Origin of the sequence: Pseudomonas sp. Q1-7, assembly GCF_028010285.1 — a bacterium.
Taxonomy (GTDB): Bacteria; Pseudomonadota; Gammaproteobacteria; order Pseudomonadales; family Pseudomonadaceae; genus Metapseudomonas.
In genome coordinates, this window is sequence record NZ_CP116304.1 from 3660764 (window position 1) to 3676500 (window position 15737).

The 15737-nt window shown below is 60.6% G+C and carries 15 protein-coding genes, 1 tRNA gene and 1 pseudogene; 11 read left to right on the top strand and 6 right to left on the bottom strand.

Going from position 1 to position 15737, the window contains the following annotated elements:
- The first annotated feature begins 50 nt into the window (after window positions 1–50).
- The 3 genes from PJW05_RS16960 (at window position 51) to PJW05_RS16970 (ending at window position 2660) form a co-directional block, all read left to right on the top strand.
- Window positions 51–1175, top strand: a complete 1125-nt coding sequence (locus PJW05_RS16960) for an alkene reductase (RefSeq protein ID WP_271408145.1) — start codon at window positions 51–53, stop codon at window positions 1173–1175.
- 65 nt (window positions 1176–1240) lie between these two features.
- Window positions 1241–2206, top strand: coding sequence for an LLM class oxidoreductase (locus PJW05_RS16965; RefSeq protein ID WP_271408146.1), 966 nt, complete (start codon window positions 1241–1243; stop codon window positions 2204–2206).
- A gap of 148 nt (window positions 2207–2354) precedes the next feature.
- On the top strand, window positions 2355–2660 hold the full coding sequence (locus PJW05_RS16970; protein WP_057384357.1) for an ArsR/SmtB family transcription factor: 306 nt from the start codon (window positions 2355–2357) through the stop codon (window positions 2658–2660).
- Window positions 2661–2717: 57 nt separating this feature from the next.
- Here PJW05_RS16970 and PJW05_RS16975 read toward each other — a convergent pair.
- A protein-coding gene (locus PJW05_RS16975; protein WP_271408147.1) for an IS3 family transposase occupies window positions 2718–3874 on the bottom strand; the annotation gives its coding sequence in 2 pieces (ribosomal slippage) (window positions 2718–3625 and window positions 3625–3874; 1158 coding nt in all).
- 59 nt (window positions 3875–3933) lie between these two features.
- A pseudogene (locus PJW05_RS16980) lies at window positions 3934–4245 on the bottom strand (S24 family peptidase); the annotation flags it as partial.
- 89 nt (window positions 4246–4334) lie between these two features.
- Here PJW05_RS16980 and PJW05_RS16985 point away from each other — a divergent pair.
- The 4 genes from PJW05_RS16985 (at window position 4335) to PJW05_RS17000 (ending at window position 8020) form a co-directional block, all read left to right on the top strand.
- Entirely contained in the window at window positions 4335–5063 is a 729-nt protein-coding gene (locus PJW05_RS16985) for an SOS response-associated peptidase (RefSeq protein ID WP_271408149.1), read from the top strand.
- Between the two features lie 220 nt (window positions 5064–5283).
- Window positions 5284–5991, top strand: coding sequence for a helix-turn-helix transcriptional regulator (locus PJW05_RS16990; RefSeq protein ID WP_271408150.1), 708 nt, complete (start codon window positions 5284–5286; stop codon window positions 5989–5991).
- Between the two features lie 677 nt (window positions 5992–6668).
- Window positions 6669–6881 carry a hypothetical protein gene (locus tag PJW05_RS16995; protein ID WP_271408151.1) on the top strand — a complete coding sequence of 71 codons (213 nt, stop codon included), beginning with the start codon at window positions 6669–6671 and terminating at the stop codon, window positions 6879–6881.
- Window positions 6881–8020 carry a tyrosine-type recombinase/integrase gene (locus PJW05_RS17000; protein ID WP_271408152.1) on the top strand — a complete coding sequence of 380 codons (1140 nt, stop codon included), beginning with the start codon at window positions 6881–6883 and terminating at the stop codon, window positions 8018–8020. Before PJW05_RS16995 ends, PJW05_RS17000 begins: the two co-directional genes overlap by 1 nt.
- A 101-nt stretch (window positions 8021–8121) precedes the next feature.
- On the opposite strand, the gene PJW05_RS17005 is transcribed toward PJW05_RS17000, so the two are convergent.
- Window positions 8122–8198 (bottom strand) — tRNA-Val (locus PJW05_RS17005).
- Between the two features lie 184 nt (window positions 8199–8382).
- On the opposite strand from PJW05_RS17005, the gene PJW05_RS17010 reads away from it, so the two are divergent.
- The gene (locus PJW05_RS17010; RefSeq protein ID WP_271408153.1) at window positions 8383–9666 is read left to right on the top strand and encodes an NAD(P)/FAD-dependent oxidoreductase; all 1284 of its coding nucleotides are present in this window, start codon (window positions 8383–8385) and stop codon (window positions 9664–9666) included.
- Between the two features lie 59 nt (window positions 9667–9725).
- Here the strand turns inward: PJW05_RS17010 and PJW05_RS17015 are convergent, their stop codons facing one another.
- Complete coding sequence (locus PJW05_RS17015) at window positions 9726–10394, bottom strand: PA2778 family cysteine peptidase (RefSeq protein ID WP_271408154.1); 669 nt, start codon at window positions 10392–10394, stop codon at window positions 9726–9728.
- A gap of 313 nt (window positions 10395–10707) precedes the next feature.
- Between PJW05_RS17015 and PJW05_RS17020 the strand changes: the two genes are divergently transcribed.
- From PJW05_RS17020 to PJW05_RS17030, 3 genes are all read left to right on the top strand, one after another.
- Window positions 10708–10977, top strand: coding sequence for a hypothetical protein (locus PJW05_RS17020; RefSeq protein WP_271408155.1), 270 nt, complete (start codon window positions 10708–10710; stop codon window positions 10975–10977).
- 243 nt (window positions 10978–11220) lie between these two features.
- Window positions 11221–12234, top strand: a complete 1014-nt coding sequence (locus tag PJW05_RS17025; protein WP_271408156.1) for a GlxA family transcriptional regulator — start codon at window positions 11221–11223, stop codon at window positions 12232–12234.
- A 4-nt stretch (window positions 12235–12238) separates the two neighbouring features.
- Window positions 12239–12481 (top strand): DUF1272 domain-containing protein, encoded by a 243-nt coding sequence (locus PJW05_RS17030; protein ID WP_271408157.1) that lies wholly within the window; start codon window positions 12239–12241, stop codon window positions 12479–12481.
- A gap of 174 nt (window positions 12482–12655) precedes the next feature.
- On the opposite strand, the gene nfuA is transcribed toward PJW05_RS17030, so the two are convergent.
- Both nfuA and PJW05_RS17040 read right to left on the bottom strand, forming a co-directional pair.
- Window positions 12656–13240 (bottom strand): Fe-S biogenesis protein NfuA, encoded by a 585-nt coding sequence (gene nfuA, locus PJW05_RS17035; protein WP_271408158.1) that lies wholly within the window; start codon window positions 13238–13240, stop codon window positions 12656–12658.
- Between the two features lie 94 nt (window positions 13241–13334).
- The gene (locus tag PJW05_RS17040) at window positions 13335–15620 is read right to left on the bottom strand and encodes a fatty acid cis/trans isomerase (protein WP_271408159.1); all 2286 of its coding nucleotides are present in this window, start codon (window positions 15618–15620) and stop codon (window positions 13335–13337) included.
- Window positions 15621–15737 lie beyond the last annotated feature (117 nt).

A 15737-nucleotide genomic window follows, 5' to 3' on the forward strand; every position in this document is an offset into this window, starting at 1 on the left:
GTTCAGTTTGCCCACTAACATCGATAAATCGAGATATGCAGGTAATTGAAATGAATCAGTCTGTCCTCTTCGAAACCACCCAACTGGGTCCGTACACCCTCAAGAACCGCATCGTTCTGCCGCCGCTGACGCGTTCCCGTAGCTCTCAGCCCGGCAACATTCCGAACGATCTCATGGCCACTTATTACCGCCAGCGTACCGGTGCCGGCTTCATGGTGACCGAAGGCACCCAGATCGAACCCCGCGGTCAGGGGTACGCCTGGACCCCTGGTATCCACAGCGCTGAGCAGGTCGAAGGCTGGCGTAAGGTCACTGATGCTGTGCATGCCGAAGGGGGTGTGATCTTCGCGCAGCTCTGGCATGTCGGCCGCGTGTCGCACACTTCTCTGCAGCCCCGCGGCGAAGCGCCCATCGCGCCATCGGCCATCCGGGCAGACAGCGTCAAGGTGTTCATCGAGACGGGCCCCGGCACGGGTGCATTGGCTGAGCCGTCGACTCCACGCGCACTTTCGACCGCAGAAGTGAAGGAACTGGTCCAGCTCTATGCCCAAGCGGCCCGAAATGCGTTGGACGCCGGTTTCGACGGGGTAGAAATCCACTCTGCGAACGGCTACCTGGTGAACCAGTTCATTTCCGCCCATACCAACCGTCGCGATGACGAATATGGTGGCTCGCTGCAGAACCGCTTGCGCTTCCTGCGCGAAGTCACTGAGGCCGTTGCCGGCGTCGTGGGTACGGAGCGCTTGGGCGTTCGCTTCGCACCGCTCTTCGCTACCACTGATGAGGATCGCGTCTACCTCGGCCTGGTCGAAGAGGATCCGCATCAAACCTATATCGAGGCGGTGAAGATTCTTGAGGAAGTGGGCATCGCCTACCTGTCGCTCGCCGAAGCCGACTGGGAGAACGCCCCCGAACTGCCCGAGGCGTTTCGCGAGGATGTTCGCAAGACCTTCAGCGGCAAGATCCTTTATGCCGGCAAATACACCGCTGAGCGAGGAAGTCGGGTGATCCAGGCGGGCTGGGGTGACCTCATCGCATTCGGTCGACCCTTCATTGCGAACCCGGATCTGCCCGCCCGCATCGCCAACAATTGGCCGCTGAATCCAGTGGACCCTACCAGCATGTATGGCGGCACTGATAAGGGCTACACCGACTACCCAACCTATCAACCCTAATGATAGTCGCCGCGCCCTGAAGCACCAGGGCGCGGCTCGTGGCCTTCCAGTAGAGGAAGATAGATATGTATCAACCGAGCACTGTTCCTTACCAAGACCATCATGGGTTCAGAAGAACCTTCATGCCGGGCAATCTGAGCCTGGGGTTGTTCTTCCCACTGGAGGCCTTCGAGTGGGATACGCCGACCATGCACGATCAGGTGGCATTGGCGAGACGGGCCGAAGAGCTAGGTTTTGCCACACTCTGGTTTCGCGATGTTCCACTTAGGGACCCGGACTTTGGTGATGTCGGCCAGGTCTTCGACCCATGGGTCTACCTGGGCTACATGGCCGCCCATACCACCAAGATCGCTTTGGGTACTGCTTCAATCGCCTTGCCCTTGCACCATCCTTTGCATGCAGCCAAGGCGGCAGCGAGCGTCGACCAGTTGAGCGACGGTCGGTTGCTACTAGGGGTGGCGTCTGGAGACCGTCCAGTGGAGTTTCCCGCATTCAACGTCGATCCCGAAAAACGGGGTGAGGTCTTCCGCGAATGCTGTGAAGTCATACGCCAGGCCCATTCCAGTTCGTTTGCGCCCATTCGCTGGAGGGGCGGCGAGTTGCGGGGGGCTGACCTCATCCCCAAGCCTACAACCCGTGAGATCCCTTTGTTCGTGACCGGGCATAGCCGCCAGTCGCTCGATTGGATCGCGCGCGAAAGCCATGGATGGATCAACTATCCACGCCCTCCGAAAATTCAGCAGATGATCGTCGAGGATTGGCGGCGTGAAGTCAGAACGCAGTGTGGCCCCGTCTACAAACCGTTCATGCAGTCGCTTTACATCGATCTCGATGCATCCCCGTCTGCCCTTCCCTCTCGAATTCATCTTGGGTTCCGTTTAGGGCGTGACCACCTGCGGGCGTTATTGGAGGCGCTTCAGGAAATCGGTGTGGACCACGTTATCCTGAACCTGAAATACGGCAGACGCCCCGCAGCCGAGGTTATCGAAGAGCTTGGCAAGCACGTTGTTCCTCGCTTTCGCGCGTTCTAGCGCTAGTTCGTCGGCCTAGCGGAGCAATGGAATTGAGTCATGAGCGATTCGAAGACAAGCGGTCGGTGAAGGTCACTTTGAGGCCTTCCCTTTCTCCGCGTTGACGAGGAAAATATCGCAATATTGCGAAAAATAGGTATCTCGATCTATGAGCATTGACGTGAATGAAGCCCTGAAGGCTTTGGCAAACCCGATTCGCCTCGCCATCCTCAACTGGCTCAAGGACCCTCGGGCAAGCTTTCCTGAGCAAGAGGTCGATCCGGAAACGGTCGGGGTGTGCGTCAGCATCATCCAGGAGCGTACGGGCCTTTCGCAGTCCACCACATCGCTTTACCTGACAGCGTTGCAACGCGCGCAACTGGTGACATCGCAGCGCATCGGCCCCTGGACCTACTACAAGCGACATGACGAAAACATCGAAGCCTTCTTTACGGCGCTGCAGGAGAGGATCTAGGCCAATCCTGCCGGACATAGCTGGGACAGCCTGACGAACGACACATTGAGACGGGTTCTACCCCATTTCCACGGACGGTTTGAAAAGGGCTGAAAACTTCAAATCTTGCCGGGCGACTCTACGACGCATTCGTGGGTTATGAAACCGCTCGATGTAGTCGAATAGATCAGCCCGTGCTTCATCGCGCGTTCGATACGCTTGATGGGCAACACGCTCCCGTTTGAGCAGACCAAAGAAGCCTTCACAGGCAGCGTTATCGCCACAATGCCCGACGGCACTCATGCTACAAACCAGCGTGTTGCGAGTTAGAAAGCGCTGGTAATCCGCACTGGTGAACTGGCTGCCACGATCCGAATGCAGGATCACTGACCAATCGCCCTGGCGTTGCCAGATTGCCATTTCCACCGCTCGGATCACCATCTGCCGATCCTGACGGTGATGCATCGACCAGCCAATGACCAGCTTGCTGTACAGGTCGAGCACCACGCACAGGAACAGTTTGCCCTCCAGGGTGGCGACTTCCGTGATGTCGGTGACCCACTTGCGCTCCGGCTCCAAGGCGGTGAAGTCGCGCTCCAGTAGATTCTTCACGCCAGCTGGACGACCAGAGGCTACTCGACCAAGGCCGCGCTTCTTCTGACGTGGCCATCCTTGAATTCTCTCTGCGGACATCAGGCGAGCAACGCGGTTCAGGCTGACAGTTTCACCTTCGTCGAGCAGATCCTCACGCATACGAGGAGCGCCGATCACACCACGGCTGTCCTCATGAATCTCCCGAATGCGCCTTACTAGGCGCGCATTCTCTTGAGCGCGCGGACTTGGCTCGCGATCCTGCCAGTCGTAATAGCCGCTGGCAGAAACCTTCAGGCAACGGCACATCAGTCGTACCGGGTACTCGTTGCGGCAGCGCTGGATCACCGAGTACCGCTCGATGACTCCCTGGCAAAGTACGCTGCCGCGTCTCTTAAAAAATCACGTTCCTTGGTCACTCGGGCCAACTCACGCTTGAGGCGGGCAAGCTCCTCATCTCGCGGACTCCCCGTTCCTGGAAACGCCTTTTCTACGCCTGGCTGCGACTCTCTAACCCAGCGTGTGAGCAGGTTCGGAGCAACACCAATCTCCAGGGCAACCTGTCGGCAGCTCGCCCCTGAACGACGAACCAGCTCGATGGCTTCCCGCTTGAACTCGGGGCTGTATCTCTTGCGCTTGGACATGAACACTCCTTCAGCTCAGCGTGAGCTTACTCGAAAGTGTCCGTGCTAACGGGGTAGAACCCCTCCTTCGCCAGGCGCTTGACCGTGGGTTCGCCGTTCACTGCGGCAATCACGATGTCGCCCTCCACTGCCTCCCGCGAGCGGTCCACCACCATCAGATCCCCATCATGGATGCCCGCGCCCACCATGCTGTCGCCGCCACAGCGCACCAGGTAAGTCTGGGGGGCGCGGATGTTGAGTATCTCGTCCAGGGAAATCGACCTTTCCAGGTGGTCCTGGGCGGGCGATGGAAAACCGGCGGGCACGCGGAAAGAGAAGAATGGCAACCGAAGGCCATGGGCCGCCAGGCGAGCTACTACAACGGGAATCATGGGACTACCTACGATAACTGTATGTATATACAGTAATAGACAGCAGACGTTTCCTACAATGGGACAGATGACGAGCGGAGGACCTGAGGATGTGCGGACGCTATGTCTCCCCGTCGGACTGGGCGATCGAAAACTACTGGCATATAGGGGCGCGCAATTCCGGCGGCTGGATCCAGAGCTTCAATGTCGCCCCCACCACCCAGGTGCCCATGCTGCGCCTGGACCCTCAAGGCGAACTGGAGCTGGTGGCCGCCCGCTGGGGCCTGATTCCCTTCTGGTGGAAGCAGCCCAAGCCACCGGGGGTGACCTTCAACGCGCGCAGTGAGGAAGCCGCCACCAAGCCCATGTGGCGCCAGAGTCTGCGAACGCACCGCTGCCTGATGCCGGCCATGGGCTGGTACGAATGGAATGAACACCAGCCGGTGCGAAGCCGATCCGGCCGCAAGGTGAATCAGCCCTACTACCACCACAGCAACGACGATGGGGTACTGGCGATTGCCGGGCTCTGGTCGACCTGGACCGGGCCCGGAGGTCAGGAAGTCGTTTCCTGCGCGCTGATGACGAAGGAAGCTGCGCCGTCGGTGGCGCATGTCCATCACCGGATGCCAGTGATTCTGGCACCGGAGCAGTTCGACCTGTGGCTGACTCCCGAGACAACGGCAGAACAGGTCCAGGGCGCTATTGCCCTGAGCCGTGAGGACTTTGCTGCCTACCCTATTACCACGGATGTCGGTAACACCAGGAACGACTATCCCGAGTTAATAGAACCAATTTCGGACAATCGGGTTGATGACTCCGCGGGCCCCGCTAGGGTCTAGCGCGTGACCCAAAGACTAAAAATTCGGCCATCCCAAGAAGAAAACTTCAAGCCACCCCCTAAAGCTCTGGCCTTTTGGAAATTTTCTTAACCTTCATACACTCCCGCGATCCAAGCCCTGCTCAATGGAACGGTCGCGCTTGATCGTTATATTGTATAAGTTTTGGCACTCTTAAGAAGCCCCAGTTTCGCCCATAAACTTATTTGACCAAATCAAGGACATGGAAAAACACGAGCGCATTCAGTATGCCATTACTCAAAGTGGCAAGCAGAAACAGGAAATTGCCGAGCTTTGCCATGTAACTCCTTCGGCTATTTCACAGTGGACTGCTGGGCCGAAATTAATTCGAGGTGAGAATCTGTTGAGTCTTGCGAAGGCCACAGGATTTCGGGCTGAGTGGTTATCCCGGGGTATAGGACCTCAAAAGGATCAAGCCCAAGGCGAAGTAATAGGTCTCGTTACTCGATTAGACACCAACGAATCTACGTCTAGCGGCGAAGTGGACTTACCCTACTACGAGCAGATTGAGATTGCAGCAGATCACGGTGTGAATCAGGCGGTCAAGATTGCCGACAGAGTGCTCCGCTTCTCCAGGGAAACGCTCAAGGCTGCAGGTGTCGAATCCTCCAACGCGGCAGTCGCAGTGGTCAAGGGTCGCGCCATGGAGAGATTGATCCAGGACGGTTCAGCAATCGGATTCGACACTTCCTTTAAGCACATCATCGATGGAGAAATCTACGCCTTTGATCACAAAGGGATATTGCTAGTGAAGTTTCTATACAAGCTGCCGGGTGGCGGAATCCGAATCCGCAGCGAGAACTCATATGAATACCCGGACCAGACAATGAACCGAGAAGACTTTGGTCACATCAAGATGCTGGGCCGGGTGTTTTGGTGGTCTAGCATTCGGCGCGCCCCTTGCCTCTGACTTTTTCTCGCAGCCCGACTGAGGTAGACGTCTTGTACGAACTGATTACTTGGAAGCGAGGAAATTTCAGATTCCTTCTTTCTGAGCTTGAGAGTGCTTGAGAAATCTTAATATTGAAACTTAACCTAATAACGCGCCATCACGGCGCGAGCTCTTTAACATCTTGGACCAACCATGCCGGCTCTGGTTTCCGGCCAACTCAAAGTTGCGACGCTGTTCTGGAGGCGGCGCACCGAGGGTTGCATTGCTAACGCTCCCTGCCTGGACCCGTTGAGAAGGGTGAGTCACCAGGCATAGCGGACAGGCGTCCAAAGCGCTTGCGATGAATATTCGCGCCTAACTGGTGGTGGCCTCGTAACCCCAGCCGCAATATTAATGCTGCGCACGGCACACCGACGTGGCGATACCCAAACACCAGAAGCAAGGCCCGCGGGTTGTAGAAGCCCAGTAGGCGAACGCGGGAGCAACAACGATTTCCTCGATGCCATCCAAAGGGTGGCATCCGGGAAATCAGATCTGTTTCGCAGTAATGCGAACCAAAACTGCCCTGAAACCCATCCAAGCCCTGCCCTCCCCCAACAATTGCCGGCGAAAGCCAGCGCCTAACCACAACTGGACAGCCCTGACGCCAAGCGCTGGGCGGCGAGATCTTCTCTATGGCACGAGTAATTGCCCAGATGACCGTTCAATTGCCGCGCCTCATGGAAGTCGGCGAATACAGGAAGCTGCGCTACGTAGGCGCAAAACCCAGCCTGCAGCAGCTCAAGAAATGGATCGAGGAAGGAATCGTGGTCGGCGAGATGAAGGGCGACATGTACTTTGTAGACCTGCAGGCTGAGCTCACCGGTTCCACCGACCCCCTGCTTGCCAAAATGCTGGATGTTGGTTGATGTCCCCGCCAAGGAAGCGCACCACGCAGAACCGGCACCTGCCGAATAACCTCTACCCTAACGGCAAGTACTGGCGGTACCGCAACCCGATCACGGGCGCGATCACCAGCATCAACAAACCCATGGCGGAGGCGATCAAGTTGGCCAAGGCGGCGAACGCCAAACTGGCTCCGCTGATGGCCGACGACGGCGCCCTGCTCTCCCTACTCACCGGAGAGAAGGCGCCTACCTTCGAGCGCTTGCTAGGCAGGTTCGAGGAGGAGTGGCTGTGGACGCGCGGATACTCCGACCGCACCCTCAAGGAAGTGCGATTCAAGCTGGCTAGGTACCGGGCCGACCTTGGCCCCCGGATGATCGGGCAGCTGGACGTGCTGGCCATTGCCGAGTACCTGGATCAGTTCAGCAACAACGCCTACACGAAGCACCGGGGTCTGATGGTGCAGATCTTCGCGTTCGCGGTGGCCAAGGGCCTGGCTGAGCGCAACGTGGCCGAGCTGACCCTGGTGAAGCTGGAGAAAGAGAAGAAGCGCCAACGTCACACCAAGGAGGGACTGGACAGGATCATCGCATTTGAGGGGACGCCGGACTGGCTGCGCCGCGCGATACGCCTGGCCCTGGTGAGCCTGCAGCGGCGCGAGGACATCGTGACTTGGGAGAAGGCGGCGGTGGACCTCGATCGAAACACCATCCGGGTATCGCCCGGAAAGACCCAGAACTACGCCACCCCGATCCACCTAGAGATCGTTATGGGTGAGGCGTTGCGCGGCGTAGTGAAAGAGTGCCTAGCCTCGCCGGTGGTCTGCCCCTTCCTGATCCATTACTCGCCCAAAGCGAGAAAGCGGGAGCAGCTGGACGCGAAGCGCCACTGGAACGCGGTGACCGAGGACTACCTGACGAAGGCATTCACGAAAGCCCGGGACGAGTCCAAGGCCTATGACACGATGCCGAAGGCGGCGCGGCCGACCTTTCACGAGATTCGCGCGCTGGGGTCCTGGCTGTATGAGCAGCAGGGCTATCCGCTGGAGTACATCCAAGCGCTGATGGGCCATGCTGATGAGGAGATGACCGAGCATTACCAGGCCGGTCACGAGAAGAAGGAGGTTCAGTACCAACGCGTGGGCGCCGACCTGAAGCTGTAGACGGTGGGACGTTTTGAAAAAATAGTGAAAATCTGTTGAAAACAAAAAGGGGCGACCCTTTCGGACCGCCCCTCTTAGCCCCGCGCTATGCGGGTTCGATTTGGTAGGCACAATTGGACTCGAACCAACGACCCCCACCATGTCAAGGTGGTGCTCTAACCAACTGAGCTATGTGCCTTCGATGGGTGCGCATTCTACGGATTCACTTTTACCTGTCAACACCTTTTTTCGCTAACTCTCTGAAAAAGTGGATTTTTTACTGTTCACCGCGTCGTTTAATATTTTGCACAGAGGCTAGCCGAGCCGTTTCAACTCAGGTAGCATCAGCATATCTGTAAAAAATAAAAAACAGAGATTCCATTATGACGCACACTCCCTACCCTCAGTCCTATTACGCGTTCTCGGCCAATCCGGTACCGGCCCGCCCTGAACTGCAAGGCGAGACCGAAGCCGACGTCTGCATCATCGGCGCAGGCTACACAGGCCTCTCCACCGCCCTATTCCTTCTGGAGAACGGCTTCAGGGTCACAGTCCTGGAAGCCGCCAAGGTGGGGTTCGGTGCTTCCGGTCGCAACGGCGGTCAGATCGTCAACAGCTATAGCCGCGACATCGATGCGATCGAGCGCAGCGCGAGCCCGAAGCACGCCAAGTTGATGGCCGACATGGCCTTCGAGGGCGGCCGAATCATTCGTGACCGCATCAAGAAGTACGACATCCAGTGCGACCTGAAGGACGGCGGCGTGTTCGCAGCCTTCACCAAGAAACAGATGGGTCACCTGGAAGCCCAGAAGAAGCTGTGGGAGCGCTTCGGCCACAACCAACTGGAACTGCTAGATGCCAAGCGCATCCGCGAAGTGGCCGCGACCGACAACTATATTGGCGGCATGCTGGACATGAGCGGCGGCCACATCCACCCGCTCAATCTCGCCCTGGGCGAAGCCGCGGCCGTCGAATCCCTCGGCGGCGTGATTCATGAGCAGAGCCCGGCCACCCGCATCGAGCGTGGCGCCAATCCTGTGGTGCACACTCCGAAAGGCCGCGTGAGAGCCAAGTTCGTGGTGGTCGCCGGAAACGCCTACCTGGGCAATCTGGTTCCCGAACTGGCCAGCAAGTCCATGCCTTGCGGCACCCAGGTGATCACTACTGAACCGCTGTCGGACGAACTGGCCAAGTCCCTGCTGCCGCAGAACTACTGCGTCGAGGACTGCAACTACCTGCTGGACTATTACCGCCTTTCCGGCGACAAGCGCTTGATCTATGGCGGTGGCGTGGTCTACGGCGCGCGCGACCCGGCGAACATCGAAGCCATCATCCGGCCGAAGATGCTCAAGACCTTCCCGCAACTGAAAGATGTGAAGATCGACTTTGCCTGGACCGGCAATTTCCTGCTGACCCTGTCGCGACTGCCGCAGGTCGGCCGAATCGGCGACAACATTTACTACTCCCAGGGCTGCAGCGGCCACGGCGTGACCTATACCCACATCGCTGGCAAGGTAATTGCCGAAACCCTGCGCGGCCAGGCTGAGCGCTTCGACGCCTTCGCCAGCCTGCCACACTATCCCTTCCCGGGTGGCCGTATGTTCCGCGTGCCGTTCACCGCGATGGGCGCTTGGTACTACTCCCTGCGTGACAAGCTGGGCGTCTGATTCGCCCACCAAAAGAAAACGGCGCCTCTGGGCGCCGTTTTCGTTGACCAGGCGAAATCCTAGGGCATCTGAAGGCGGGCCATCTTGGCGGCAGTGACCTGGCCCGCAGCGGCCAGCTCATCGGCCGCCTTCAGCCAGCGAGCCCGCTCCACCGCCGCCGGCAACTGATTCGGCGCCTGCACCAGTACGGCCCAGTTCCCCGCTTCATTCCAGCTCGACTCGAACCCGCCGAATCCCATCAGGTCGCGACGCCGGTGGCCGTGGCGCAGCAGGACCTGTTGGTTGGTGCGGTCGTATCCGATCAGCACCGCATAGCGCCAGGTCGGCATCCAGCCAAAGCCTTCGCGCAGATGGACCAACACCGGATTGCCTGCCGCCACCTGCTCCAGCAGATCATCCAGCCGGTTACCCAACGGATAGACCATCAAGCCATGCTGACGCGCCGTGGCCGCCAGCCCCTCACGCAGGGATGCCTCTTTCTTCGGCAGTTGCAGCTCCTTCTCGACCGATCCCGGCGTCACCTCTTCGCCCTGCAGGGTCAGCAGAGCCGCCATGGACGCGGGCGCACTCTGGTAGGCGTTCTGGGCGAAGAAGGGAACGCCGCTCAGCTCGACGCGCTCCGGCACCGAGCGCAGCTTCGGTGACAATGGCTGCACGGAGCAGCCGACCAGCACAGCGATGCAGGTGGTAAGGAAAAGCGGACGGAACAAGCGGTTCAGAACAGGCACGGCAACACGCTCAGCAGGTAACCGGAAACGGATCGCGATGATACTGGCAGGAAGCCAAACGGTACATTGCGGGAGCGACCGGCCTGATCGGGGACAATGCGGGAAGCCCCCTGTATACCCTGCTGACCGGTGAAAACGCACAACGCCCGGGACAAAAGTCGCTTACCCATTCATTTCAGCGACAAAAACTTAGTTTTTCACGACGCCTTGTGACTTCCTGGTCATGTCTCGCCATCCACATTCACGACGGTGTCATAAAGGCCTGAAGCCGCACCGCCACCTTCATTGGGCACAATATGGAGAGACTCCCCCCATGAACACCCCGCTGCGTTTCAACGAAGCCCTGATCATTGCCGACCGTGCATTCAAACCCTTCCAGTGCGTTGCCTGGGCTCTGCAGGATGGAACCGGTGAACTGAGCATCAGCGTGATCGACCGCACCAGCACCCGCCTGCTCGGCCGTTCGAGAATTCCCAGCAGCTCCTATTCCGACCCGGTGCAACTGGCCAGCATCCTCAAGCAGTCCCGTGAGGAACTGAGCCGCCAAGGCTACAACCTCGAACCCTGGTCGATGCCGGAGTAACCGCTCCAGCGCAAGTGCCCAATGCGTGGGCGGGCAGGCCTCCCTGCTCGCCCTGACGATTTATCCCTCCTACGGTTACCCTTCGGCACGACGTAAGTCCCGTCCCCGCCCCCTCCCCCGTTGAATCCCCGATCTCACCCTGCTGGCCGCCTGGCATGGAATGGCAGCATCTGTGGGGATATTGTCATTGTTGCCACGCCAGGATCGCTGCAGACTGGGGCCCTCTCCTATGCAGAGACCGCCATGCACGCCATTCGCCCTATCGCCTGCCTGAGTTTCACCGGGGTCATGAGCCTGGATGTCACCGGGCCGCTGCAAGTGTTCGCCTCGGCCAACGACGAGCGCCAGCGCCAGGGACTGCCTCCCGCCTACAGGCTGCTAATACTCGGACCCGAAGCAGGACCGGTGAAGACCTCCGCCGGCTTCGCCCTGGTGGCCGAACAAGCCTGGCGCGAGGTCGATCCGGCAACCCTGGATACGCTACTGATTCCGGGCGGCATGCGGATGGACAGACTGTGCCAGGATGCCGACCTGCTGGACTGGCTGCGACAGGCGGAACGCCAGATTCACCGTCTCGGGTCCATCTGTTCGGGCGCCCTGGTCCTCGCGGCGGCCGGACTGCTCGATGGTCGGCGCGCCACCACCCACTGGGCGGATGTGGACGCGCTGAGCGGCCATGTCGGCGTGGATGTGCAGGGAGACCGCCTGCACACCTACGATCCGGAAGGCCGCGATGGTGACGCCCACGTGTTCACCTCGGCGGGCGTCACCGCTGGCATCGATCTGGCGCTGGCGCTGGTGGAAGCCGACCTCGGCCGTCCCTTGGCGCTGGCCGTCGCCCGGCGACTGGTGCTGTTCCTGCGCCGGCCCGGCGGCCAGGCGCAATTCAGCGCCCTATTGGCCCCAGAGCCCAGCCGCACTCCCAAGCTGGCCGCATTGCTGGAGTGGATACCCGCCAACCTGGGCAGCGACCTGTCTCTGGAGGCCTTGGCTGCCCAAGCGAAAATGGCGCCACGCAGCCTGTCGCGAGCATTCATCCGGGAATTGGGCCTTGGCCCCGGCAAGTACGTGGAGAGGGTCCGGCTGGAAGCCGCCCGCGCCCTGCTGCAGGATGCCCAGGCCTCCATCGCCACCGTGGCGCGCCTGACCGGCTTTGGCCACCCGGAGAATCTGCGCCGCACCTTTCACAAGCACCTGTCCGTCAGCCCGCAGGACTACGCGGAACGCTTCGGACGCCCACCCCGCAACCGAGGATGATGCCATGCTGGAACTGCGCCCCAACTGCGAATGCTGCGACAAAGACCTGCCGCCGGATGCCGCCGAGGCGATGGTGTGCTCCTTCGAATGCACCTTTTGCCGCGACTGCGCCGAGCGCCGCCTGCACGGCACCTGCCCCAACTGCGGTGGTGAGTTGGTGCGCCGGCCGATTCGCCCGACCAGCAAGCTGGCCAAATTCCCGCCCTCCAGCGAGCGCGTGCTCAAGCCGGCGGGGTGTCCGAGCTGATTGCGAGTGATTTCGTCCGCATGGGATTCGCTTCGCTCTTCCCATCCTACGGTTTGGCAAGGGTGCGGACGCTCGAAAGCGCCCTTGTAGGATGGGTAGAGCCTGCGAAACCCATCGTTGCCAGGCCCATGAAAAAGGCGACCCGCAGGTCGCCTCTTTCGCTTCGATCACGCCTCAGTAGTAGGCGTTCTCGCGGTTGCTGTGGTCGGTGACGTCGCGCACGCCCTTGAGCTCGGGGATGCGCTCCATCAGGGTCTTCTCGACGCCGTCCTTCAGGGTCATGTCGACCATGCCGCAGCCCTGGCAACCGCCGCCGAACTGGAGGACGGCGATGCCTTCGTCGACCACGTCCACCAGGCTCACCTGGCCGCCATGGCTGGCCAGGCCGGGGTTGATCTCGGTCTGCAGGTAATAGTTGATGCGCTCGTTGAGCGGGCTGTCTTCGCTGACCATGGGCACCTTGGCGTTCGGCGCCTTGATGGTCAGTTGGCCGCCCATACGGTCGGTGGCGTAGTCCACCACTGCGTCTTCCAGGAAGGGCTCGCTGACGCCGTCGATCCAGGCCGTGAAGGCGGCCAGTGCCACGGCGTTGTCCTCGGGCTTCTGCTCGCCCGGCTTGCAGTAGGCGATGCAGGTTTCGGCGTACTGGGTGCCGGGCTGGGTGATGAAGATACGAATGCCGATGCCCGGGGTGTTCTGCTTCTCGAGCAGGTCAGCCAGATAGTCCTGGGCAGCTTGGGTGATGGTGATGGCGCTCATGGCAACTCCTCGCAAACATGGGCGCAGTGTACGCCAAAGGGGAACAGGGGATAAAGCCTTACCAAATCAGTAGGAATTATTCTCGTCCAGTGCTTCAGAGGTTCTCATAGCGATTCATGTCCAGCGTCCCTGCCTCTACGGGTTCGGTTTCGCGGATGTAATCGGCCAGATCATGGAAGTAGAACCAGAACTGCGGATGGCTGCGGCGAATGCCCCAACGCTGCACCACCTGATCGAAGGCAGCGCCGTCCTTCACCCGCTCCAGACTACCGACGAATTCCTCCGCCTCCGCAGCCTTCAGGCTGAAAATGAAGTTGGGGTAGCTGCTGAGTACGCCCGGATAGAGCGTCAGGGTATCCAGCCCCGGCTGGTAGCGCAGCGCCTCGCCCAGCATGAAGGCGACGTTGCTGTGAGCGCGGTTGCGCAGCAGGCTGTAGACCTCGCGCCGGCCGTCGGCAAACTCCACCCGCAGCAAGGTAGCTTCCGGCAGTTGCTCGATCACCTTGAGGCCCGCCGCCGGTCGGCTCACCAGGCGGCTGAAGGCCTGCTCCGCCAGTTGCAGCTCAGGCGCGACGCCTGGCCGGAAGCACTCGGCGCCGCTGCAGCGGTTGATTGGGTCGGGGCGCGCATTGAGGCCGGCGTAGCGGGTCAGCAGTTCCTCGGCGAAAGCACGCTTGGGGTCCCTTCCCGCCAGCGACAGGCCGCCGGGCGTGTCCTTGTCGATGCTCTGGTAGTCCAGCCACATCTTCACCTTGCCGCTGTTCTGGTACCAGTCATCCAGCAGTCCCGCACGGGAGTCAGGCGGCATCAGACGCAGGAAGTTGACCTCGGCGCCATTGCGGATCAGGTCAAAATAGAGCCGTGTCTGCGCCTGATGGGACACATTGCCGAATACGTCGAAGTTGACCACCAACTGGTAATAGGTGCGCTCGAACAGCGGGTAGTCCATCCACCAGATGGTTTGCGGAATCTCGCCGATCAGGCCTCTGCGCACCGACGCGCTGTCGTGCTGGCGGAAGATCGACAGCAGCGCGTTGTCGTTGCCTGTCCAGATATGCGACCAGTTGGGCGGCGGCGCCTCGGCATAGGCCTCCATGCGGAGCGCCTCGTACGCGTTGCGCTTGTTGCGATAGCTGTGCCAGAGGCCGAGCAGATCGCCGATCTCATCGAACTGGCCGGGCATCGCCAACAGTGGCGTGGCCTCTTCACGGTATGCGGAATTGGTGATGTAGAGGTCGTGGGACGGGTCCTGGAACAGCGCCCAGAAGTTATCGCGAATCACGTCGGTGGCGATCTGCCCGCGGCAGACCGGGCCACGGATAAAGGTCCGCACGAAGTATTCGGCGTTATCCAGCATGAACTGGTAGCGCGCCCGCGCCGGAATGGCCTGGAAGGTCTCGAATGGGTTGGCCCGGCGCTGGGCGCCATAGCCCGGAACGGCGTCCACCCGCCAGTCGCCGCTGAAGAACAGCTCCTTCACCCGCGCCAGCTTCGCCGCACTCAGCGGATAGGTGATGTGGGTCTTGTGCACGATCGAGCCCTGGATCGGCCAGAGGCGGTAGTAGAAGGTGTTGCCCGGATCGTCGTTGGGGCGCCGCGTAGCGATGGGGTCGATGGGTTGGCCAGTGGGCGTGCGCGAACGCACCAACTGGAAGAAATGACCCTGCTCACCCGCCTCGAAGTACAGGTGCGCCAGGAACAGATGCTCGAACAGCCATCGGCCCACCAGCGCCTCGCGGGCGCCCGGCGCATTCAGCAGGGCCTCCCACTGGGCCACCTGGCGAACCTCTGCCGCGCTGGGTTGCGGGGGCCGCTCCTCGCTCTTGCCGCCTTCGGACAGCCAGCGTTGCAGCGTCTGGTACTCGCTATCGGTCAGGCCGGTCACCGCGAAGGGCATGCCGGCACGGGCGTGTTTCCGGGCGTAGGCGTCGAACTCGCCGGGCAGCGGGCACTGGTTCTGGCGGTCGATGCTGATATCCAGGTCAGCCGGTAGCTTGGCGTTGGGCGCCAACGGGTTAGCGCGGCCCAGCTCCAGCATCCGCGCCATCAAGGCCGCCTGGGCGCCATTGGCGTCCAGCACCGAATGAAAGCCCTTGCGCCGCCAGGCGTCGGCCCCGTGGGCGTCGAAATAAAGCCGGGTGCTGTCCTGAGCCCTGGTGCGGCCGCCGTCATACACGGGCACCTTGCTGGCACCGCGTACGGCCCCCTCGGCGCTGCCCAGGTTCAGTTGGCAGGGCGAGTCGTAGCAGGCATGGCAGGCCACGCACTTCTGCGTGAAGATCGGCTGGATGTCGCGGCTGTAGGAGAGTTCGGCCGCCGGGCCCGGACGCCCCCACAGCATGAGCAGGACAAACAAGGCAGCTAGCGTGCGCGGCGACATGACTCGATCCCTGATAGGCGAATGGGCGGATTTTACTGGCTTGCGACAACTCGCGACCATACGGCCCCGACCACAACATGAGCAAAATTCATGGAAATGGCGGACAAGCTAAAAATT